This is a genomic window from Actinomadura sp. 3N407 (assembly GCF_052245875.1).
Lineage (GTDB): Bacteria > Actinomycetota > Actinomycetes > Streptosporangiales > Streptosporangiaceae > Spirillospora.
This window is the reverse complement of the sequence record NZ_JBQQBP010000032.1, coordinates 30,101-51,343: the sequence shown is the minus strand read 5'-3', so window position 1 is coordinate 51,343 and position 21,243 is coordinate 30,101. Positions and strand designations below refer to the sequence as shown.

The 21,243-nt window shown below is 67.6% G+C and carries 18 protein-coding genes and 2 pseudogenes; 4 read left to right on the top strand and 16 right to left on the bottom strand.

The annotated features are described in order from the left end of the window. Positions 1 to 44 precede the first annotated feature (44 nt). Genes ACTWPP_RS42205 through ACTWPP_RS42170 form a run of 8 tightly spaced genes read right to left on the bottom strand, consistent with a single transcriptional unit; the run spans position 45 to position 6,606 of the window. Positions 45 to 968, bottom strand: coding sequence for an amidohydrolase family protein (locus ACTWPP_RS42205; protein ID WP_443110095.1), 924 nt, complete (start codon positions 966 to 968; stop codon positions 45 to 47). Then, on the bottom strand, positions 968 to 1,855 hold the full coding sequence (locus ACTWPP_RS42200; protein WP_443110094.1) for a fumarylacetoacetate hydrolase family protein: 888 nt from the start codon (positions 1,853 to 1,855) through the stop codon (positions 968 to 970). Before ACTWPP_RS42200 ends, ACTWPP_RS42205 begins: the two co-directional genes overlap by 1 nt. Positions 1,856 to 1,863: 8 nt before the next feature. After that, entirely contained in the window at positions 1,864 to 2,259 is a 396-nt protein-coding gene (locus tag ACTWPP_RS42195) for a RidA family protein (RefSeq protein WP_443110093.1), read from the bottom strand. 43 nt (positions 2,260 to 2,302) lie between these two features. Then, positions 2,303 to 2,821, bottom strand: coding sequence for a cupin domain-containing protein (locus ACTWPP_RS42190; RefSeq protein ID WP_443110092.1), 519 nt, complete (start codon positions 2,819 to 2,821; stop codon positions 2,303 to 2,305). Positions 2,822 to 2,829: 8 nt separating this feature from the next. Next, positions 2,830 to 3,183, bottom strand: coding sequence for a hypothetical protein (locus ACTWPP_RS42185; protein WP_443110091.1), 354 nt, complete (start codon positions 3,181 to 3,183; stop codon positions 2,830 to 2,832). Then, positions 3,180 to 4,766: an FAD-dependent monooxygenase gene (locus ACTWPP_RS42180; RefSeq protein WP_443110102.1), complete on the bottom strand. Its 1,587-nt coding sequence runs from the start codon at positions 4,764 to 4,766 to the stop codon at positions 3,180 to 3,182. The genes ACTWPP_RS42185 and ACTWPP_RS42180 overlap by 4 nt, the downstream gene beginning before the upstream one ends. A gap of 2 nt (positions 4,767 to 4,768) precedes the next feature. Beyond that, positions 4,769 to 5,521 (bottom strand): SDR family NAD(P)-dependent oxidoreductase, encoded by a 753-nt coding sequence (locus ACTWPP_RS42175; protein ID WP_443110090.1) that lies wholly within the window; start codon positions 5,519 to 5,521, stop codon positions 4,769 to 4,771. Then, entirely contained in the window at positions 5,518 to 6,606 is a 1,089-nt protein-coding gene (locus ACTWPP_RS42170) for an Ldh family oxidoreductase (protein ID WP_443110089.1), read from the bottom strand. Before ACTWPP_RS42170 ends, ACTWPP_RS42175 begins: the two co-directional genes overlap by 4 nt. A 349-nt stretch (positions 6,607 to 6,955) precedes the next feature. On the opposite strand from ACTWPP_RS42170, the gene ACTWPP_RS42165 reads away from it, so the two are divergent. Then, positions 6,956 to 8,416, top strand: coding sequence for an APC family permease (locus ACTWPP_RS42165; RefSeq protein WP_443110088.1), 1,461 nt, complete (start codon positions 6,956 to 6,958; stop codon positions 8,414 to 8,416). A gap of 94 nt (positions 8,417 to 8,510) precedes the next feature. On the opposite strand, the gene ACTWPP_RS42160 is transcribed toward ACTWPP_RS42165, so the two are convergent. From ACTWPP_RS42160 to ACTWPP_RS42140, 5 genes are all read right to left on the bottom strand, one after another. Then, the gene (locus ACTWPP_RS42160; protein WP_443110087.1) at positions 8,511 to 9,695 is read right to left on the bottom strand and encodes a flavin reductase; all 1,185 of its coding nucleotides are present in this window, start codon (positions 9,693 to 9,695) and stop codon (positions 8,511 to 8,513) included. Between the two features lie 223 nt (positions 9,696 to 9,918). Continuing rightward, on the bottom strand, positions 9,919 to 11,511 hold the full coding sequence (locus ACTWPP_RS42155; RefSeq protein ID WP_443110086.1) for an amidohydrolase: 1,593 nt from the start codon (positions 11,509 to 11,511) through the stop codon (positions 9,919 to 9,921). 118 nt (positions 11,512 to 11,629) lie between these two features. Then, positions 11,630 to 13,537: a primary-amine oxidase gene (locus ACTWPP_RS42150; RefSeq protein WP_443110085.1), complete on the bottom strand. Its 1,908-nt coding sequence runs from the start codon at positions 13,535 to 13,537 to the stop codon at positions 11,630 to 11,632. Between the two features lie 94 nt (positions 13,538 to 13,631). Further along, positions 13,632 to 15,077 (bottom strand): aldehyde dehydrogenase family protein, encoded by a 1,446-nt coding sequence (locus tag ACTWPP_RS42145; RefSeq protein WP_443110084.1) that lies wholly within the window; start codon positions 15,075 to 15,077, stop codon positions 13,632 to 13,634. 214 nt (positions 15,078 to 15,291) lie between these two features. After that, positions 15,292 to 16,428: an epoxide hydrolase family protein gene (locus tag ACTWPP_RS42140; RefSeq protein ID WP_443110083.1), complete on the bottom strand. Its 1,137-nt coding sequence runs from the start codon at positions 16,426 to 16,428 to the stop codon at positions 15,292 to 15,294. Positions 16,429 to 16,592: 164 nt separating this feature from the next. Here ACTWPP_RS42140 and ACTWPP_RS42135 point away from each other — a divergent pair. Both ACTWPP_RS42135 and ACTWPP_RS42130 read left to right on the top strand, forming a co-directional pair. Then, positions 16,593 to 16,982 (top strand): annotated as a pseudogene (locus tag ACTWPP_RS42135) (transposase family protein); the annotation flags it as partial. 67 nt (positions 16,983 to 17,049) lie between these two features. Beyond that, positions 17,050 to 17,295, top strand: a complete 246-nt coding sequence (locus ACTWPP_RS42130) for a hypothetical protein (protein WP_443110103.1) — start codon at positions 17,050 to 17,052, stop codon at positions 17,293 to 17,295. Between the two features lie 35 nt (positions 17,296 to 17,330). Here ACTWPP_RS42130 and ACTWPP_RS42125 read toward each other — a convergent pair whose 3' ends face one another. The 3 genes from ACTWPP_RS42125 to ACTWPP_RS42115 are packed head-to-tail and all read right to left on the bottom strand — an operon-like array spanning position 17,331 to position 20,310. Then, complete coding sequence (locus ACTWPP_RS42125) at positions 17,331 to 18,941, bottom strand: hypothetical protein (RefSeq protein ID WP_443110082.1); 1,611 nt, start codon at positions 18,939 to 18,941, stop codon at positions 17,331 to 17,333. Then, positions 18,938 to 19,282: a helix-turn-helix domain-containing protein gene (locus tag ACTWPP_RS42120; RefSeq protein WP_443110081.1), complete on the bottom strand. Its 345-nt coding sequence runs from the start codon at positions 19,280 to 19,282 to the stop codon at positions 18,938 to 18,940. Before ACTWPP_RS42120 ends, ACTWPP_RS42125 begins: the two co-directional genes overlap by 4 nt. Further along, positions 19,279 to 20,310: a tyrosine-type recombinase/integrase gene (locus ACTWPP_RS42115; protein WP_443110080.1), complete on the bottom strand. Its 1,032-nt coding sequence runs from the start codon at positions 20,308 to 20,310 to the stop codon at positions 19,279 to 19,281. The genes ACTWPP_RS42120 and ACTWPP_RS42115 overlap by 4 nt, the downstream gene beginning before the upstream one ends. Before the next feature lie 140 nt (positions 20,311 to 20,450). Between ACTWPP_RS42115 and ACTWPP_RS42110 the strand changes: the two are divergent. Further along, a pseudogene (locus ACTWPP_RS42110) lies at positions 20,451 to 21,242 on the top strand (helix-turn-helix domain-containing protein); the annotation flags it as partial. Position 21,243: the final 1 nt, after the last annotated feature.

Genomic DNA, 21,243 nt, shown 5'->3' with positions numbered 1-21,243 from the left:
AAGCCGAACTGGTGTGCCGACAGGCCCGGTCAGCGCCGCCCGGTTCACGCGCTGCCAACGACCTTCCGCCACACCTCACGACCGCCGAGGAGGTCGAGGGCGTTGGCCTCGGTTATGGCGGCCGCGAGCTCATCATCGAGGTGAGCGACCGCGGATTGCGGGTCGTCGTTCCCCATCGGGAACGGCCAGTCGCTGCCGAGGACCATCCGGTCCCGGCCGAAGCAGCTGATCGCGAGGTCGATGAGTGCGGCGTCGTGTGCGAGGTTGTCCACCCAGACGCCGTGCAATGCCTCGGCCATGTCACGGCTCAATGGCTCGACTCCCGGCCGGGCCGTCTCGATCCCCTGCCGCCATCGCCCGGTGACCGCGGTCACTACGCCTCCGCAGTGCACCAGAGCCACTTTCAGGGCCGGGTGGCGTCCGAGTACGTCACCGAAGAGCAACTGAGCGAGGGCGACACCTGTCTCCACGGGGTTGCCCAGTAGGTTGGCCAGGTAGTACGCCTCAAGCCGCCGATCCGGTGAGTGCCCTGGGTGGAGTAGCAGGGCCGAACTGTTTTCTTCCAGTCCTCGCCATACCTTCGCGAGGTCAGGGGCGTCGAGTACGGACCGACCGCCGGCCGCCCCCGTGAAGCCGCCCCAGCGGTGGTCCCCGTGAAGCCGATCGAGCTCGGCTCGCGCCACGTCCGGGTGCTCCATCGGCAGGTAGCCGAGCGGTACCAGCTGAGGGTACGGCGCGAGGAGCTCGCAGAGGCCGTCGTTGAGAGACCGAACCCAGGTTCGCGCCTCGTCCGCATCGAGCTGCTGGCGGTAGAACGGCGGCGGGACGGAGACCGCGGCCGCGACAAGGCCGCGTTGCCGGAGCCAGTCGACCAGCGCGGCGGGCTCGTAAAGGTTCGAGGGCCCCGGCAGCGCGCCCTTCACCGGAAGCCGGGGCGCAAGGTGGGCGTGCACGTCGATGCCGCCCATCACGCACCAGCCCCGGCCGTCATATGCCCAACCCGGTTGTGAAGCTCGCCCAGACCACTGACGCGGGTCACGAGGAAGTCGCCGTCACGGAGGAAGATCTGAGGCTCACGCGCATTACCTATCCCGCTGGGCGTGCCGGTCAGCAGGACGTCGCCCGGGTGAAGGGTCATCCCGAAGCTCAACTCGGCGATGAGGTCCCCCAACCCGAAGGCCATCTGCCGGGTGGATGCGTCTTGCAGGATCTCGCCGTTGAGCTCACAACTGATCTGAAGTTCGTGAGGGTTCTCGACCTCGTCCGACGTGGTCACCCATGGGCCGATCGGCATCGTCGCGTCAATGCTCTTGCCCTTGAGCCATTGGCCACCGTGAGCGCGCTGCAGGTCGCGCTGTGAAACGTCGTTGGCGACCAGATAACCGGCGACGTGGCCCAAAGCCTCCTCCGGGTCGACATTGCGTGCCGCCCGGCCGATGACGAGCGCGAGCTCGGCCTCGTAGTCCCATTTGCCGGAGATCGCGGGATCGTAGGCGATGTTGTCGGCCGGGCCGATCACCGTACCCGGTCCCTTGGTGAAGAACGTCGGATGCTCCGGACGGGCAGCCGGGTCCTGGCCTTCGCGCTTGCCCTGGGACTCCTCGTAGTGATCCCAGTAGTTCCAACCGCTGCAAAGGATGTCCCGGTTGAACCGTTGCAGAGGGGCCGCCAGCTCCACGTCCCCCAAGGCACAGACCTCTCCACGTCGCGCGTGATCCTCGATCGCGGCCAGCGCCTCTCGGCTCCGGACGGCGTCGTCGACGCTCGGAGCCTGCGGTGGAAGGAGCACGACCTCGTCGTCCCGCACGACGCCCGTCCGCAGCCCGGAGGCGTGCCTGACGATGCACAGTTTCATGACGCGCCTCAGCCGAGCGCCGCGATAGCGTTGATCTCGATGAGGTAATCCTTGTTCACGAACTTGGACACCTCGACCATCGTCGACGCCGCCGGCTCGTCGGTGAAATAATGTTGCCGCACTTCGTGAATGGCGTCGAAATCCTCCATGTTCCGGACGTAAACATCCAGACGGACGATGTCGCCAAGCGTCCCCCCCACCTCCTCGACCGCCGCGCGGAGGTTCTGGCAGACCTGATGGGTTTGGGCGGTGACGTCGCCGACTCCCGTCACGCCGCCGTTCCTGTTGCGGGCGGTCATGCCGGAGATGAACAGCAGGCGGGCGCCGGGCTCGATGAGGGTCGCCTGGGCGAAGTTGCCGTTCGGCGGCGCGAGGTCAGGACTTGTCACAAGTTTCTTAGGCACGACGGGACTCCTTCGGTGCGGTGATCGGCGCTGGCGGCCCGGGTCAGCGGGCATCCTCTGGGCTCGAGTACCAGGACGGCTGAGTCGGATAATGCGGTCCGTCGTAAATCTCGAGGAGAACGGTTTCCTCCTCCGCGAAGGTCGGGCCGTGCAGGCTTCCCTTCGGGTTCCAGTAGAACGAGCCCGGGATAAGGGTGAATTCAGTGGGCACGTAGGTGTAACGGCCGCTGAGGCAGAACATGAACTGGTTCGACGCGTGGCTGTGCCGGTCGGGGATTCCAGAGCCCTTCTCGAACCGGACCAGGGCGATCGAGGCGCCCGTCTCGTCGTTGCGCCAGAGCATCTTGTGCGACAGTCCCGCCAGCGTCTTGTCGACCCAGTCCAGGTCCCCCGTCCGCAGCAGGATCTCCCGGAAGCGAGCGAGCACGGTGCCGTCCCTCTGGGAGACCTCCTTTTCTCGAGAGCTGTCGGGTGCCTCGCCGGAGTAGGCGGCGGGCTCGCTGAGGTTGTTCGCCCACTCCTCCTCAGACACGGTGTCCGGGCGGGCAGGTGGGTTGCTCATGTCTGTCCTCACTGGTTGTTCTCACCCAGGCACTTCAGTTCGACCAGGCGCGAGCGGTACCGGGTCGTCCCGCGGTTGGTGAGCATGTGGATTTCGCCGGGTTCGCGGTAAACGACGCCGCCGACCTCCTCGTGCACCAAGCGCGGCTCGCCGCCGGCGATGCTGTCGATGCGGTTGTCGGCCGCCTCAAGCGCGATCACCAGATAGGGGTTCTCGTGCTGGTGCCACGTCTGCCGGGCCCCGGGCTCGAGGGTGATCTCCCAGACCCGGACCTCGTCGTTCTCGAAGACGACCTCCTGGCCCACAGGGCCGAGGGCGATGCGGTTCCCGTCGGGGTCGGCCATCGGCTTGGACGCACTCATGCTGCTCCTTCGCAGTCGGGGCCACCGACGATGCGGCGGTGGATGTCAAGGACATGCGGACCGGCCTCGCCGTCGACGGGGACGATCGCGGCGACGTGAGCGTCCGGACGGAGCAGAACAGCGCTGTCCATCTCGAGGGCGAACCGGCGCCGGACCCGGTCGGCCGGGTCGAACAGCGCACGCTCCCGGACGCCTGAGTCGAGCGGCGCGTCCCAACGGCTCACGACGTAGTGGCGGAGCCCCGGGCTGTCCTCGGGAAGTACGGGCCGTCGCCGACTGTCGGTGAAATACAGGGCGACGAAGGAGTCGGCTACGAGGTCGTGCAGGTGGACGGTTCCGTCGGGGCCGTACATCGGCAGGTCCGGTGCACGGTCGCCGACCAGGACCGGAGCCGGACGGTCGCCCGAACGCACCATGGACCAGTTGCCGGCCTCCTCGACGTCGAGCCGTACACCGAGCAGCGCCCGCGTGAAGGCGTTCCCCCAGTCGCCTTCGGTCATGGCTTCCACGCTGTGCGCGCGACGGCCCATGTACGCGCGGGCGGCCTCGGCCATCTCCCCGGACCCCAGGGTCGCCAGCGGCGCTTGCTCTAGCTCGTAACCGTCCAGCACCTGCTCGGTGGCCCACCCACGCAGGACCCACGCCAGCCGCCAGGGCAGGTTCGAGGCGTCCAGGACGCCGGTGTTGAGACCCAATGCCCACATCGGAGTGATCAGGTGGGCAGCGTCCCCCATGAGGAAGACCCGCCCGCGCCGCCACTGCCGAGCGACCCGGTGGTGGACGGCGTAGATGTTGGTGCCGATGACCGAAATGTCATCGACATCGCCGATGAAGCGCAGCGCCTTCTTCTTCAGCTCATCGTGGTCCGGTGCAGGACGGCCATCGGGCAATGGGAAGAGGAAGCGCCAGCAGTGCGGCTGGCGGACCAGAATCATCCACTCGGCGGCGTCACCGAAGTACGCGAGATACGGGTAGTCCCGAGGGTTGGCCCCGTCGAGGTCGACGGCGAGGTCGACCAGCATGTACCGCTCGGCGAGGGTCTTCCCCTCGACCTGGATCCCCAACTGCTCCCGGACCGTCGAACGGCCACCGTCGCAGGCAAGGAGGTAGGCGGCCCGTACGACCCGGTCACCGTCCGGCGTCTCCAGATGCAGTTCCACGTGGTCGTCGTGTCGAATCACCGAGCGCAGACGATGCTCCAGGTGCAGGGCACCCTGGCACCGCTCGTCGAGGGCCGCCTGGAGGATCGGCTCGAGTTCATGCTGGGGGATGTTGATGACGAACGGGAACCGCGTGTCCTCGGTGAGTTCGCCGGTCCGGACGCTGAGGGTTCGCTCGTTGGTAGCCCGGTCGAGTTCGCCGATCTCATCAATGCGCAGTGACTTCGACAGCACGTCGTCCACGACGCCGTACCGGCTCAGCACCTCCAGCGTCCTGGTCAGGATCGTGCCCGCTTTGGTGTCCATCGACAGGCGCCGGTCTTCCTCGAACACCACCGCCGGGACACCGTAGTGATGCAGGCCGAGGGCAGTGATGAGGCCGATCGGACCCGCACCGACGATTGCCACGGGCAGGTTGGACATGGTCACTGGGCACGTCCTTCGTCGAGCCGGCTCCCGGAGAACGCACGCTCGCGAGTGAGGATCGAGCCGGTCATGGTCGCGGCGTCGGAGAGCAGGAACAGCAGCGGGCCGACGACGTCTTCGGGCGTGCCGATGCCCGTGGTGCGCAGCCAGTGCTCACGCTCACCGCCTTCAGGGTTCGCGGCCTGGAACTGCGGAGTGTCGATCACACCGGGCGCGATCACGTTCACGCGAACTCCCTGGCCGGCGACCTCCGCCGCCAGGGACTTGGCGAAGGGGACCGTGGCGCCCTTGCTCGCCGCATAGGCGGAGGCTTCCGCGCGGCCCATGCCGGCCAGACCGGAGGTGAACAGGACGATGCTCCCCCGCCGCCGGGCCACCATCGAGGGCAGCACAGCCTGGCAGGCCCACACCACGCCGTCGAGGTTCACCGCAAGGACCCGGCGCCACTCCCCCTCGGCCATTTCCGACACGGTGGTCCGCGGCTGCACCGCGGCACCGGCCACCAGCGCGTCGACCTTGCCGTGTCGCGCCACGACCTCCTCGACCACGGCGACGACGGCCGCCCGGTCCGACACGTCCACCACGGCCGGCTCGACCCCGGGAGTCCCGGCCAACTCCGATGCGACCTGGACGTCGAGGACGACGGCGATGCCACCCGCCTGCGCGACGGCCAGGCTCAGCGCCCGACCGATGCCGCTTGCACCACCTGTTACGACGACCACGCTGCCGCCAGCATCGAAACTCGCCCTCACGCGTCCACCTCCTGCGCCGACGGGGGCAAGGTCAGCTCCACGCCCAGTTCGGCGGCGAGCCGCTTCAGATCCGACAGCGTCGACCACTGAACCCTGAGCCCGGTCCTGGTCGCCTCCGCCGCCCGCTCCTCCTCGAGCTGGCCGGGAAGATAGACCCGGTCGACACCTGGAGCCCGCGCGGAACCGCTCACCTGGCGGCACAACTCCTCTACCCGCTCGCCGAACTCGGCGGTGCCGGAGAACGCATGGACGTCGATCGCGAGGAAGAACTGGGCGGAGTCGTTCGGCCGGGACAAATCGGCGTACAGCCCCTGCACCCCCCTCCCGAAAGCCCCTCCAGACAGCACGCCGGTGAGTACGTCGACGACCAGAGCCAGCCCGAACCCCTTCGGGCCTGCCATCGGCAGCAGCATCCCCTCCAGCGCCTGCGCGGCGTCGGTCGTGGGTCGGCCGATGACATCGGTGGCCCAAGTGTCGGGGATCGGCTGCCCGCTTGCAGCGGCGAGCCGAATCTTGCCGAGCGCCGCGGCTGAGAGCGCCATGTCGAGGATCAGCGGCTCGCCTCCGGGCCGGGGTACGGCGAAGGCGATCGGGTTGTTCCCCACCACGGCCTCGGCACCACCCCACGCGGGCATGAGCGGCCGGGTGTTGGCAGCAGCCAGCCCGATACAGCCCTTCTCCGCGGCCTGTGCCACATAGCGGAAGGCGCTCCCGAAGTGGAAGGCCCGACGTACCGCGACGGCGCCCACCCCGAACTCCTGGGCCTTGGCGACCGCGAGCCCCATCGCCTGGTCCCCGGTCAGCTGACCGAGAGCGTGCTGCCCGTCTAGTACCGCGACGGCCCCCAGGTCGACAACGACCTCCGCCTCAGTGGCGAAGCTGACCGACCCGGCCCGAAGCCGACCGATGTACATCGGCAGCAGCATCACACCGTGCGACGGCACACCACGCAGGTCGGCGTCGACCAGTGACGCAGCGACGGTCCGGGCAGCGGGCTCCGGCAGCCCCGTCGCCTCGATCAGCCGGGCCGCCGACTCGCGCAACCACCTCGGGTCCAGCACCACGGCGCCAGTGGACTTCGACACGCGTCTTCCTCTCCCTAGGTCGCTGTATTCGCAACCTAGGAAAGGCGCGGACCGCCACCAACCGAACGGATCACCTGGCGGACCGCCGGTGCGAGACCAGGGCGGCAACGACGTCATCCGAGCAACTGGACCACGCCCAGGCTCGACAGACGGCCCGGGGGGGGGCGCATATCCGAACCCGGTCCACAGAGCGAACCCGGATCTTCCCGGCCCGCTTATGGGCTGGGACGTTCTCGCGCAAACGCCAACGACGTCGCACCGACCAGGGCCAACGAGTTCTCGGCTCGCCAACCGCGCCGGACAGCAGGCTTGGGGCACATGGTGGCCCACTCGTGCACGAGGAGTGCAGATGACTGAACGCGCAGATCCCATTGCCCAGAACAATCCCGTACCGGGCGCTCCACCGGATCACCTCAAGAAGGGCACCCTCAGGACGCCGCATGTCGTCGGCCTGGTGATCGCGGCCGCCGCCCCGCTCTCGGTCGTAACAGCTCTCGTGCCGTTGGCGATCCTGCTGGGCAACGGGGTGGGCACCCCGGGAGCGGTCTTCCTGGTCGCGATCGTGCTGGCCCTCTTCTCGATCGGCTTCGTCCGAATCGTCCCCCACATCCAGAACACCGGTGCCTTCTACGCCTACATCTCCCAGGCACTCGGGAAGCCGGCCGGTCTGGGCTCCGCGTACGTCCTGGTACTGGCCTATCTAGCGCTGGGGGCCTCGGTCGCCGGCGGGTTCGGCTACTTCGGGGCCGACCTGATCGACCGGCTCATCGGGATCAACGTCCCGTGGCTCATGGTCTCGATCCTCGGCGCCTTCGTGGCGTCCGTCCTCGCCGTCCTCGGTATCGATCTCTCGGCGCGAGTCCTGGTGGTCGTGCTGCTCCTCGAAGCGCTGGTCATCGCCGTCCTCAACGTCGCGATCGTCGCACAAGCCGGTCTGGGCGCGTTCTCCCTCGACGCGATCAGCCCCAGCCATGTGTTCAGCGGCTCCCCCGGCGTCGCCGCGGTCTACGTCTTCACCTTCTTCCTGGGCTTCGAAGCGACGGCCATCTACAGCGAGGAGACCGCGCACCCGCGCCGGACCCTTCCCCGTGCCACCTACTACGTGATCGCAATCATCGGCCTGTTCGACGGAGTTACCGCCTGGTGCCTCATCGCCGGCGCCGGATTCGATCAGACGATCGGTCTGATCGCACAGGAACCGGGCGCCTTCACGTTCGCAGTCACCGAGCGGTACGTCGGCTCTGTTTGGGCCGACGTCATCAGTGTCCTGGTCGTGGTCAGCATTTTCGCTGGGCTGCTCGCGTTCCAGAACGCGGCAGCCCGCTACTTCTTCGCCTTGGCCAGGGACGGAGTCCTGCCACGAGGCCTGGCCAGGACCTACCGGCGAGCCGGCACCCCGGCCGCCGGCCTGGTGCTCACCGGCCTGATCTTCGGCGTCACCTGCGCGGCCTACGCCGCCGCCGGGCTCGACCCGCTGCTGGACCTTGGGACCTCGCTCATCGGTCTCGGCGCGCTGGGCCTGCTCGCGATGTTGACCCTGACCTCGCTCTCCGTGGCGATTTTCTTCTACCGACGAGGACAGGTCACCGTGGCCCATGTCGGAACTCCCGTGCTGGCGACCCTGCTGCTGGGCGCCTGCACGGTGGCCGCAATCCGCAACTACTCGGCGCTGAGCGGCTCCACGTCCTCGGTGACCAATGGCATGCCCCTGGTCTTCCTGCCGGTCGCGGTGATCGGTATCGGCGTCGCCCTCCGGTTGCGCGGCCGGGACCGTCAGCGCTACGACGCGCTGGGCTCCTCGCGCGTGTGACGCCACACCCGTCTCATCGCTGGCGGGGCGGCGTCCGACCTGTCGGACCGCCGCCCCCGCCCCGGTCGCGTCCCCGCGGGTGCGGCGGGGGCTGTCAGGGCAGCCGCGGGTCATAGTCGTCCGGCGGCGTGCCGCCGACCATCCGGGTCAGCTCAGTGCTGAAGTCAAGGGTCGCTGCGACCACTTCCCGGTAGCGCTCGGGATCACAGCCCGGGCCGAAGCCGCCGACCACGACCTCAAGCTCGGCCATGCCGTCTCGGCCGAAGACGGGAGCTTGGACCATGCTGACGTGACGCTCAGGGAACTCGCTGCGGCTGAGCATCCGGTAGTCGTGTGCGATCTGCTCCCACAGCTGCGCGACCTCGTCCTGCCCGACCTCGGGGGACCCCATGATGGCGTCGAAACCGGCGCTCATCGTGTCCCCGAACGACAGGGCGTAGCCGTACTCACGCACCCAGTCGATCGTCTCCCGCATGAACTCGTGGTCCACGTTGCCCAGCAGTCGGCGGGCCCTGCGCATCCAGCGGCTGCGGGTTTCCTCGTCCGACCAGGCCGCGAAGCCCGGGGCCATCGGCGCGGCGAACGGGAAGGTCATGCCCACGAGCTGCGCGCGTGCGTTCGCCGCCGTCAGGACCACCACCGAGTCGTGTGCGACCGTGGCCAGCATGCACTCGACCTCCACCCGGTCCGCGAACTCCGCCACTGCGTCGGTCACCTCCGAGGCGAGCCGGAGACGGCCGCCGAGTTGGCGGGCGTCGAAGTCCAGTCGCAGCGAGGTGAAGGAGCCGTAGCCGCCCTTGAGGAAAAGCAGCGGGAGTGCGCCGACACCGTCGCCGATGCCCAGGTCGTGCACCCGTCCCAGGACGAACTTATTGTCTCCGGCTGGGAGCACGTCGTGCACCGTCGCGTCGAACCAGGCGACAGCGTCGCGCAGGCGCGGGATGCCGTACTCGTCGTAGTCCCAGCTGTCCTCGGTGAAAGGGTCGTCGATCGAGCTGGAGGCGAAGTCGCGGCACAGCTCCTCGTGCCCTGCCCCGAGCACGGAGACCCGGAACCGGTCGCTGCGCCGGATCTGCTGGAAGGTCTTCGATGAGGGCAAGGCTAGGAAGCCAATCAGCGGTGGGTCCTCGGATACCGAGGTGAACGTGCCGACCACCATGCCCGTGGGCGCGCCCAGGCCATCGACCGTCGTGATGATCGAGACGCCTGTGGGGTACTGACCGAGACATGTGCGCCACCACGACTTCGCCAGCTCTGGGGCTCGCAAGCTCGTAACCATCCGTATTTCCTCCTGTGCGGTGAGGAGTATCGCCAACCGACCCGCGGTGGGTCGCAGCGACCGGGGTGACGCTAGTCGTGACCCCAGCGTCTTGCACGGATCACTCGACGACAAGGGCGGCTTCAGTGACCAAACCGCCCTCCTCGAGTAAGACTCCGCAGCTCATGCATCTCCGGACATGCAGCCGCGCAGCCCGCATGGACTGCCTGCGGCGGGGAGGTGCTCAGCCGATCGGTGGACCGGATGCCTCGTATACCGTCCGCCCCTCGAACACGGTCTGGAGCACGACAGTGCCCCCGATCTCGTCAACGGGGACCGCGAAGAGATTGCGGTCCAGGACAATGAAATCAGCCGACTTCCCCACCCCGAGCGAGCCCCAGCGATCATCACCGCCGACCGCGCGAGCGCCGTTGATCGTCAGCGCTGCCAGGGCGGTCTTGAGATCGATGGAGTGCCGGCCGTGCTGGAGCGCCCCCTGGAGCGCTGGGAAGAGGTTGGGCGACTCCGAGACGCTCCAGTCGGTTCCCATGGTCATCTCCGCGCCCGCGGCGACGACCTCGTCAAAATAGAAGTCCTCGGTGACGTTGTGCTCCGGGATGTGCCAGACCGCAGGCGACATCTCGGCACCGACTTTGAGTGCGGCGAACCGCGGGAAGTCTGCCGTGGTGACCCGGCCGCAGTGCGCGAGCTCGTGCCGTCGGCCACTGGGCCCGTCTACTTCGCGAGTGTATTCGATGGCGTCCAAAGCGGTACGGATCGCCCCCTCGCCCCCGCAGTGGATCTTCACCGAGATACCCAGCTTGTCGAACCGGACGAGCGCCGCCCGCAACTCGTCGTCGGGTATGAGGAGCTTCTCCCGTTCGACGCTCCCGTCTTCATGGACGCACGAGTGGGTCCAGTACGGCGGAATGGGTGAGCCGTCGAGCCAGAACTTCACGAAACGGGTGTCCACGTGCTGACTGGCCCAGTCGGCGTGGTGATCGATCATCTCGTCGAGCTCGGCCAGGCTGGCCTGTCCGAAGCACTCTTCACGCCAGACCAGGTGGGCTGCGATGTGGAGGTTGAGGTCATGGCCCTCGTCCAGCTTGCGCAGCACCGTGAGCAGTTGTGCGCTTGATGAGGCGTCCTGGAGGGAGGTCACGCCGTAGCGGTGGTTGAGCTCGACCGCCCACCGTATCGCGGCGGTCACGGTTTCCTCGGAGTGCTGCCCCACGACCCGATAGCCGGGCCACCGCGCGTGCTCGTACAGCTCGCCGGTCGGTTCGCCCGAGGCGTCCCTGATGATCTTCCCGTGGGTGGTGTCCGGGGTCAAAGCATTGATGCCGGCCAGCTCCAGGGCCCGGCTGTTGAGAAGCTCGTTGTGGGCCGAGCGGTCGTGCAGCATGACCGGGGTGTCCGGGAACGCCTCATCGAGGAATGCCTTGTGCGGGTCGATGGCACCGGGCCAGTAACGGCCACCGATGAGCCATTCGTTCCCGTTCGCGTCCACCGGCCTGGGACCGTCCCATCCGTGGAGGGCGGCGACGATCGCGTCCTCGTCCGCTCCCGGCGGGAAGGCGACTTCGGCTCTGTTCAGGCCGCTGATGAGATGTGTGTGGGCGTCGTGGACACCGGGCATCACCATCCGGCCATCGAGATCCACAACCTCGTCGGCGGCCTGGATCTGCTGGGCGAGTTCGGCGCGGTCGCCGACGCTGATGATGACGCCATCCCTGACCAGGAGGACCGAGGCCCACTCCCGTGCGGGATCGCAGGTGTAGATCGCGCCGTTGACGTACGTGGTCGTAGTCATCGATTTCCTCCCGTCGCCGGACACGGACGAGTTCAGAGATGGTCAACGAAGAACTGGCGCAGCGGCGCCAGCACACTGATGCGGATGGTGGCGCCCTTGGGGAAAGACGCCGAGTCACCGACGCACGGGGGCGGTCGGTCGATCAGTGGCAGGCGCCCTCGCCCGTGCTGCAGTGCGTCGCCTCGTTGGCGGGCACGTCGAGGGCGGGATTCTGGTCGAAGAAGTTGGTGGGGACGAGCATGAAGCCGGCGACCTCGGTGGGCATCACGGGCCAGTCCTCCGAGCGCGGGATGTGTGTGACTCCGAGGGTGTGCCAGAGCACGACGTCAGTGTTTTCCACTGCCCGGTTCGCCTTCGTCCACGTCGGCAGCCCGGCGCCCGATCGGTCCTGGTTGGGGTGATCACCACCGGAGTGCATCTCAGCGGGCGAGTACGGCGTCACCCACAGGTTGCGGGTGGCGAAGCCGGCGCGTTTGGCGATCATGGAAGGAGCCTGGGCGATCAGGGTGTCCGACGCCCAGCCCGGCAAAAACTTGTAGCCCACGGGAACGCCCCACCGGTTGGTCTTTCCGGAGTTGACGACCGACCAGCTTCGCGCGGTCTGTGGGTTGGTGAGCCCGTCACCGTCGTTCTCTCGGGCAATAAGGGCCCTGGTCACGGCCATGGCATTGCCGTGCGGGTTCTCCGGACCGACCGGGATCCCGTCGACGTCGTTCTGGTAGACGCTGTTCTCCCAACCGTCGATCTCCAAGTCCAGCCGGAACGAGAACAGGTGCTGGTGGTGGGTCGCCACCAGATTCTCCGCGATACGGGTCCCGTGCGGGGTGACCTCGTCGGCTTCAACGGCGCGTGTCTGGACGATGCCGAGAAGCTTGATGTCGACCTCGATGTGCCCGTCCTGGAACAGATTCCAATAGAAGCCGTAGTGGTAGTTCCCGACGGTCGCGATGAAGCTGATGACGAGCTTGCGCGAGCGGCGGACGTCGACCTTCCCGGTGACCCAGTCTGTGTGCTTCCACAGGATGCCGGCGTCCTCCTCGTGGATGCACACCGCGTTCTTGATGACGGTCGGCTCGCCGAAGTCATCGGCCATCACGGCGTCGAGATAGACGATCTCTCCGAGGCAGTCGCATCCGAGGGTCAGCGAGTTGGCCATCTTGCCCAGCCCGTACTCGCCGGCGTCGAAGGCACTGCGCCAATAGTGTTCGTCGTGCGGGTCGCCGTAGGGCACGACCATCTCGGCGAGCGAGCCGCGGTGCATGATCGAGCGGTACTCGCCGCCGTCCTTGTACTCGACGCCATGCAGCACCAGCCCATCGAGCGGGTGCATGTTGACCCGGAGCCGCCACTTCTGCCAAGTCAGCTCCGGACCATCGATGTGGAATCCGACGCCCTCCGGCTGGACGATCTCGAGAGGTGCGATGTCGGTGCGCATCGGCTGGTGATGCTCGGGCGTGTAGTTCGAGCAACTCTCGTTCATCGGGCGCAACCCATAGTCGTGGACCGCAACGACTCTGCGCTTCACCATGTCGACCACGCCGACGACACCCTCGATTGGATGCGCGTAACCATTGTCATCCGGGTCGTGCCGCAAATAGGAGATTGCGCCCCACAGGCGCTTGCCGTCAACGCCGATCTCGGCACGATTGGCAACGCCCCAGGGGTCGCACTGGACCAATGACAGGTCGGTGACGCCGCGTTTGGCAAGGGCCTCGACGTAGCGGGGGTCGGTCTTGAGGGTCTCGGTGAGAATCCCGATCTCTTCCGCGAGCATCGGCGCGGCACCGTCCTCGATCAGCCGCGAGGCGACCACTTTCTGTGCGGTGAGATCGACGAGGACGTCGTGGCTGTGGCCCACAATCCGGTCGACGACCAGAGCGCGGGCGCACCGCGGCACCTGGACTCCGGCCCGGAGCAGGGCCTTGTCCGGCTCGTCGGTGAACACGGCGCCGAATCCGGGGCGCGGGCCACCGACCCCCTCGGCGCGGACAAGACGCACGACGGTGCGGATCTCCTCCGCGGTGAGGGCGTCGAACAGCGAACTGCGCACGGGATTGCTCCTTCCTCGGGCAAGACCCGATCCGGCTACGACACCATGCCCGGCGGGGCTGAGTTCACCGTCTCGGCTGGGTGGTTCGGGGTGATCACCCCAGGTTGATGAAGACCGACTGAGGCTCGGTGTACTCGTCGAGGGAGTAGGAGCCGAGCTCGCGACCCCAGCCGCTCAGCCCGAAACCGCCCCACGGGGCGCCCGGGTCGATCAGCGGAATCTGGTTGACGAAGACGGTCCCGGCCTCGATCCGCTGGGGCAACGAGTGGGCCACGACCACGTCCTTGGTCCACAGCACGGCGACCAATCCGTAGTCGGTCCCGTTGGCCCGCGCGACGGCCTCGTCCAGATCGTCGAACGGCATGACGGACAGAACCGGGCCGAAGATCTCCACACGGGCGATCGTCATCTCATCGGTCACCTCGGTGAAAACGGTGGGGCGGAAGAAATAGCCGCCGGCGAGGCTCCCGCCGACACGTTCACCACCGGTCACGAGCTGCGCGCCCTCCTCGACGCCGCTGCGGACGTAGCCCGCGACGCGCTCAAGATGCTCGGCGGAGACGAGCGGGCCGACGACGGTCCCCGGATCCTGGCCGGGCCCGATGGGCAGGGCGTCGGCGGCTGTGCCCAACTTGCCGACGAACTCATCGACCCGGGACCGGTGCACAAAGAAGCGAGTAAAGGCACCGCACGCCTGACCGGTGTTGAACAGGCCGCCCTGGAGGTTGCCCTGCACCGCGGCGTCGATGTCTGCATCGTCGCAGACGATGCTCGGCGCCTTGCCACCGAGTTCGAGCCCGACCCGCTTGAGGTCGTCGGCCGAGACCCGCACGATCTCCTGCCCGACGGCTGTCGAGCCGGTGAAGGAGATCTTGTCGACACCGCGATGGGCCACCAACGCCTTGCCGACGTCCGGGCCGCCGGTGAGCAGGTTCACCACCCCGGACGGCACACCGGCCGCACGGCAGATCTCGGCAAGGCGCACCGTGGACAGCGGGGTCTGCTCGGCGGGCTTGAGGACCGCGGTGTTGCCGGTGGCGAGCGCCGGCGCCAGCTTCCATGCCACGATCGGAAGCGGGAAGTTCCAGGGCGTGATGAGCCCGCAGACCCCCAACGGCGCACGCCGCTGGTAGGTGAACTGGTCGGGGATCGAGACCGGTGAGACCTTGCCCTCGATCTTGGTGGCGTAGCCCGCGTAGTAACGAAAGACCTGAGCGGCGAGCGGCACCGAGATGTTGCTGCTGACGAAGGTCGGCTGCCCCTGGTCGAGGGTCTCCAGGGCGGCCAGTTCCCGGGCGTTCTCCTCGATCAGGTCCGCGATCCGCCACAGCAGCCGCCCTCGTGCGTCCGGCGTCATCGAGCGCCAGTCGACGGACTCGAACGCGGTCCTCGCCGCAGCCACCGCCGCGTCGACGTCGGTCGAGGTCGCCTCAGCGAAGGCCGCGATCTCCTCGCCGTTCGCGGGGTTGACGGTCCCGCTGGTCGACCCGTTGGAGGAGTCAACCCACTCGTCGCCGATGAGGAGCCGGGCGGTCTGCACGCAGAAGCCTCCTTGGAACGGGTATCGGGAGCCAACGCTGCCAGTCGGTCGGCGCGATGGCACGACAGCGGTCCGGTCACCGAACCCCTACGTCAGACCTCGGGCTCGCTGCGAGCTGATCGTTGAGCGCGGGGTGGCGCGGTATCGGGGTGGCGGTCGCTGGAACGCGACTCGCCCAGCGTGCTGTGCTGTGGAGGCGGGGCGGTCTGCTTGATCAGCGCAGTGCGCGGATGAAGTCACGCAGGTCGTCGGTGAGCGCTTGGGGGGCCTCCCATTCGGGGAAGTGGCCGGCCCCGGGCAGGAGGGTCCATCGCTGGACCGGGTGCAGTCGCTGCCACCACTCTCTTGGTGTGTGGAGTTCCTCGAGTTCGGGTTGATTCACGGCCAGCGGGATGGTCAGCCTTCCTGCGGCGGGAGGCCGGAGTCGGTCTTCGCGGTACAACCGCATGGACGGCGTGATGGTCTGTGTGGCCCAGTACAGGGTGATCGTGGTGAGCAGGTCGTCCATGTCGAACACCGAAAGCACGTCGTCCGGGCGGGCGCACCATGTGCGGTACTTCTCGACGATCCACGCGGCCAGTCCTGCCGGAGAGTCGTTCAGCGCATAGCCGAGAGACTGCGGCTTGGTGGCCTGGAGGGTGTTGTAGGCGCCTTCGTCGGCGTACCAGCGCCGGGACTCGGCGACGAAGCGCTGCTCGGCGGCCGAGAGGTCGTCGGGGACATCGTGCACCTCCAGGTGCGTGCCGCCGATGTGCACCCCGATGAGGTGCTCCGGATGGGTCAGCCCCATTTGCAGCGCGATCGTCAGGCCGTAGTCGGTACCCCGTACGGCGTACCGGTCGTAGCCGAGGACCTCGGTCATCAGGGTGTGGAAGAGCTCGCCCATGGCGGCCGGATTCATGCCGGGCTCTGTCGGGGCGTCCGAGAAACCGAATCCGGGGAGTGAGGGCACGACCACGCTGAAGGCGTCATTGTCCGCACCGCCGTGCGCCGCCGGATCGCTCAACAGCGGCAGAACTCGCGTCATCTGAGTGAATGTGCTCGGCCAACCGTGCAGGACCAGCAACGGGACCGGCGCCCGGCCGCGACCAGGCTCATGGATGAAGTGCATCCGGGAGCCGCCGATCGGGACACGGAAGTGACCCCAGCGGTTCAACTCCTCCTCGCGGGCCCGCCAGTCGAACCCCTCGCGCCAGTACGAGACCAGGCGATGGAGGAACCCCGAGTCGGTGCCGCTCTCCCACGGTGCGTCAACAGCGGTGGACGGCCACCGGACGCGGTCCAGCCGCACCGACAGGTCCGCCAGAACATCATCGGGGATGTGAACGGCGAACCGCTCCGGATGAGCCATGGGCGGGTTCCTCTCTTTGGGGCGCCGTAGTATCCAACACATTGCCTGACTAGCGAAAACATTGATCCTGCCGGTCGGCGGTGTCAGCGAGCGAGATCTTACTGGGCTTGTTGTGTGCAGAGTCTTTGGGCTCTGGCCCACTCTCAATGATCGAGTGACTCAGGGTGAAGCTCGGACAGTGCTGGGGTACCTCTATCGGCGTTGATCGCGAGTCCGTAACGGGCCGCGCATGCAAGCGGCCGCTCGTCAACGATCTGGTTTGTCGAGAACCTGATCACCAACGAGCGGCCGTGGGGTCAATTGTGCTGCATGCGCTGGCGGGCGACGATGCCTGCCTTCATCTGTTCTGCCCGGCTCTCAAGGACGTGCGAGTTCTGGATGTCGAGGAACTCGACGACACCGTCCGGGTCAGGGCGTGCATCTCGGCGACCGAGGCATCGTGCCCGAGGTGCGGGCGGTCGTCGGCTCGGGTGCACAGCCGGTATCGGCGAACCCTGTGGGACCTGGCGGCGTGCGGGCGGCCGTTGGGAGTCGAGTTGGAGGTGCGCCGGTTCTTCTGTGGCGAGAGCGCATGCGAGCGGGAAATCTTCGCCGAGCAGGTCGACGGGCTGACCGAGCCGCATGCGTCGCACCGGCCCGCTGCGCGGTCTGCTCACTTCGATCGCGGTGGCACTGGCCGGGCGGGCGGGGGCTCGTATGGCCGCGCTGGCCGGCGTGCCGGTCGGCCGATCCACTCTGCTGCGGATGCTGCGGACCTTGCCTGATCCGCAGGTCGGGAAGATCACGGTGCTGGGTGTCAACGATTGGGCCAAACGACGCGGGAATTCCTACGGCACCGTCCGAAGCCCCGGAGTTCGCGCGAACTGAAGGTTCCTCACGATGAACTGGCGGTTCTTCGGGGTCTATAGGGCCGTCGGACCCTTGGGTTCGTTGGAACTGGCTGGGTCTTGGTCTTCTGCTGTGGTGGTGAGGAGTTGCCGGGCCGCGTTGGCGTAGCGGATCGCGGTGTTCTCGTGGATCCCGAACATCGCGGCGAGATGTAGCGGGTCGCCGCTGTGGACGAGGGATTCTTCGAGTTGTCGGTCGACGTGCAGGCGCTCTAGCGTGGCTTCCAGGCCCCAGAATGGTTTGGTGAGCCAGACCCGGCCGACGGCGCTGGTCTTCACTGCGGACCGTCGGTTGATCAGAGCGTGTGGGTTGGCGGTGTTCGGGCAGGTGGTCTGACGGAACGTCAGCCATTGGAGGACGGCCTGGTGGGTGAGGTCGTCGAGGGGGCGGGCCGTCCCGGACAGGGTGAGTCGCCGGTTGCCGAGATCGATGTCGTCCAGTTGCAGGTGCCTGATGTCTTGGGTCCGGGCGGCGTGGACGGCCGCCAGGATCAGGGCGAGGCGGTGGGCTGGTGTGGTCACGGCGTCGATCGCCGCGCTGATGTCCTCAGGCTGCAGGGGCAGGATCACGCCGGGGTCGTTGCCGGAGTGGTGGATGCGGAAGGTGGGATTGCGGAAGATCGTGCCGCTCTTCTTGCAGTGGCCGAACAGTGACCGCAGGACGCTGAGGGTGAAGTGGCGTCTGCTGCCGTGCAGGACGTTCATCGCGGTCAGAACGTCGTCGCGGGTGGTCTCGCGGAGATGGTCGTTGTCGCTTGACCAGGTGAGCAGGATCGGGCGGATGTCGTTGAGGTAGCTGAAGATGGTCTGCGGGCTGCGGGCACTCGTGCGTGGCCCGCCGCTGCGCAGGACACGAATCCAGGTTTCGACGTCACCGCTGATGCCGGGGGTCATGCCGTCGAGCTTGCGTTCCAGCCAGGCCTCGAATGCCGGGACGCGATCGTCGTTGAGCAGGCCGAGGTGCTCGAGGATCTCAGCGGTCCGCTCGACGCCCAGGCCGCGGGCGCGCAGCATCGGGGCCAGTTCGGACATGCGGACGGTGTCATCAGGGGTATGCCCGGACAGCGCGATGACCAGGCTGCGGTCGACGTCCTTGGCCAGCCAGCGGCCCCAGCCGCGAGCCTCCCCGAATGTTCGGGCTGCGAGCCTGGCCTGCACGAGGGTGGGGTTGGCCAGGTCGGCGTGCAGGCGCCGGTCGAAGCCCGAGTAGTCATGCTGGACCTCGAACGGAAGCCGGAGCTGAATCCACCCGGTCGCTTTCCCGCTGGCGTCGGCGGCCTGCGCCCGTGGTCGTCTCCGTCCTTGTTTACCCAGCAGCGGACCGGGCTGGCGGAGGCGATGCATACCGAAGAAGAACAGTTGCTGGCCTCGCAGCTCACGCAGAACGGGCTCCATGTCATATACCCGGCCGTCGGATTTGACCTGCAGGCTGGCTTGCAACCAGCACAGCCGGCAGTAACCCCGTTTGATCGCCGCGGTTCGCCCGCAGGCGGCGCATTCACCCACCTGATGGAGACGGTCGAAAGTGGAGCACGATCGGCAGCGGCGCCCGGGCAGCACACCCCAAGCGAAACAGCCGATGCAGCTGACGGCCGGTTTTCCTGGCTTGATCCGGGCCTCGGTCATGGCGGTGGGAGCGACCTACCGGTCCGGCGCTTGGGCGTCACCGCCGGCCCACCAGACACCGATCCAGGCACCGATGACGTCGCAGCGGCCTGGTCAGCTCCCTCCTCCGCAGGACGCTGAACTTTGTCGGGTTCGGGGATAAGGAGTTCCTCGACGCCGCAGCCGAGCACGACGCAGATGACGTTCAGGTCCGACAGCTTGATGCTGGCCGGTTCCCCGGACCACAGGCCAGACATCTTCCCCGCGCTGACGACCAGGCCGTGCTCGGCGAGCATCCGTTGCAGCTCGCTGGCCTTCCAGATGCCGCGGTTGGCGGCGGCCAGCCGTAGATTCCACCTCATTTCAGCAGTCCTTCCAATCGGGTGGCGGCTCGTTGCTGGCCGGCGATCCAGGCGTCCTCGACATGGGTTCCCTGGACGTGGACGTAGGACATCGTGGTGGCCACCCAGGCGTGACCCAAGATCGTTTGGATGGCGATGAGGTCCATCCCGCCCAAGTAGAGCTGGGAGGCGCAGTAGTGCCGGAGAACGTGCGGGGTCACCCTGTCGGACCAGTCCGGAAGATGACGGGCGGCGGCCGCGGCGAGTCCGGAGCGGAGTGTCTCGGCACTGACCCGGGCGGCAGTGCCATCAGCGTTCTTGCGTTCCGACAGCAGCAGCGGAACACCGGGCCGGGTGTGATCGTCACCGAAATGGCCCCACACATCCTCAACGAACCAGCGCAGCGTCGCTCCGGCGTTGTTGATGAGCGGGACCATGCGCTCTCGCGGGCCGGACCCGCGAGAGCCCTTGCCCTTGCGGACGTGGAGCTTGCCGAACCGGCCCAGCTCCCACTTGATATCGGCCAGGTCGAGGTGACGGGCTTCGTTGACCCGGACGCCGACCTCGGCCAGCAGGCGCGACGCAGCATAGTTGCGGGCGGTCGGCGCGAACTTCCGGCAGCTCGCCAACTCCTCCCGCCACCCCGCGAACAGCCGCTCCATCTGCTGCGCTGACGGCGGGATCCGCAGAGCCGCCCTGGTCTGCCCTCGCGGCCGGTTCATCTCATCGATCGGGCACTCGATCACCCGGCCGGTCATCTGGTGGATCTCGGCCTGGTGTCTCAGCTCGATGAACTGGAAGTAGGTCTTGAGCGCCTGGGCACGGGCCAACCTGGTGCCCTTGGCCGCGGTGCGCAGCACCTTGCCGAAGTACACATCGACGTCGGCCGGCTCCATCTCCCACAACGGCCGCCCGAACCACACCCGGCTCTGCTCGAGCTGGATCACTTCCGCGCTGATTGTCGAGTCGGTAAGCCCAGCGGCGGCACGGGCGAGCACCAACCCGGCCAGCACGTCGATCTCAAAGCCCGCGATCTCCTCCGGGCCCACCGGGGCGCGGACCTCACGCAGATCCCGTACGACTGCAAGGCTCAACTCGCGTCTCCTCGCCTTCACCGAACCAGAAAGATGAACAAGCGAGACGATAGAACCTCAGAAATCCCGAGATCTCCTCAGATGACACAACCAGCATGAATGGATCAAGAAAGCCCAGGTCCAGGGACTACGGTGCGGACAGAGGCTCCAGGGAACTCCGGGGTTGTTTCATATGGTGGACCTGGACACCCACCGGCCTATCGATCTGCTGGACGGTCAACCGCCGAGGACTTGGCCGCCTGGCTGAAGGACCATCCGGGGGTGCGGTGATCTGCCGAGACAGGGCTGGCTCGTATGCCGACGGGGCCCGCAAGGGCGCCCCCGAGGCCACCCAGGTCGCCGACCGATTTCACCTGTATCAGAACCTCGGGCAGGCCCTGGAGAAGACAGTCCGCGCTCACCGATCCTGTCTGCGCGAAGCCCTCGAACCGGGCGCCGCGCGGGGCCGGTTGGAGCTGGCCCGTTGTGTCGTCGAGGACGGCCGGTCGCCGCGGCGGGCCGCCGAACGCTTCCAGGTCTCGCACACAACCGTGGCGGTGGGCCGGCCGATACCGGCAGCAGGGCACCGCCGGGATGGGCGACCGGTCCAGCCGGCCACACCACAGCCCGCGCCGGACCCCGCGGCGCACCGAGCACCGCATCATCAAGCTGCGGGTGACCCGCCGGATTGGCCCGGCCCACATCGCCTGGCAGCTCGGCCTGCACGCCTCCATCGTGCACCGCGTCCTGGACCACTGCCCGCCACTGGCGCACCTGGACCGCACCACCGGCCGGCCCGTCCGCCGCTACGAACCCCCGTGCCTGGTGACCTGGTGCACGTCGACATCAAGAAACTCGGCAACATCCCCGACGGTGGCGGACACCGCGCGCACGGCTGCGCATCCGGCC

Coding starts and splice junctions, on each gene's coding strand:
- ACTWPP_RS42190 (WP_443110092.1), bottom strand. CDS start 2,821: ATGAGCAACCCACCTGCCCGCCCGGACACCGTGTCTGAGGAGGAGTGG.
- ACTWPP_RS42165 (WP_443110088.1), top strand. CDS start 6,956: ATGACTGAACGCGCAGATCCCATTGCCCAGAACAATCCCGTACCGGGC.
- ACTWPP_RS42160 (WP_443110087.1), bottom strand. CDS start 9,695: ATGGTTACGAGCTTGCGAGCCCCAGAGCTGGCGAAGTCGTGGTGGCGC.
- ACTWPP_RS42130 (WP_443110103.1), top strand. CDS start 17,050: ATGCGTCGCACCGGCCCGCTGCGCGGTCTGCTCACTTCGATCGCGGTG.
- ACTWPP_RS42180 (WP_443110102.1), bottom strand. CDS start 4,766: ATGTCCAACCTGCCCGTGGCAATCGTCGGTGCGGGTCCGATCGGCCTC.
- ACTWPP_RS42200 (WP_443110094.1), bottom strand. CDS start 1,855: ATGAAACTGTGCATCGTCAGGCACGCCTCCGGGCTGCGGACGGGCGTC.
- ACTWPP_RS42185 (WP_443110091.1), bottom strand. CDS start 3,183: ATGAGTGCGTCCAAGCCGATGGCCGACCCCGACGGGAACCGCATCGCC.
- ACTWPP_RS42140 (WP_443110083.1), bottom strand. CDS start 16,428: ATGGCTCATCCGGAGCGGTTCGCCGTTCACATCCCCGATGATGTTCTG.
- ACTWPP_RS42205 (WP_443110095.1), bottom strand. CDS start 968: ATGGGCGGCATCGACGTGCACGCCCACCTTGCGCCCCGGCTTCCGGTG.
- ACTWPP_RS42125 (WP_443110082.1), bottom strand. CDS start 18,941: ATGACCGAGGCCCGGATCAAGCCAGGAAAACCGGCCGTCAGCTGCATC.
- ACTWPP_RS42120 (WP_443110081.1), bottom strand. CDS start 19,282: ATGAGGTGGAATCTACGGCTGGCCGCCGCCAACCGCGGCATCTGGAAG.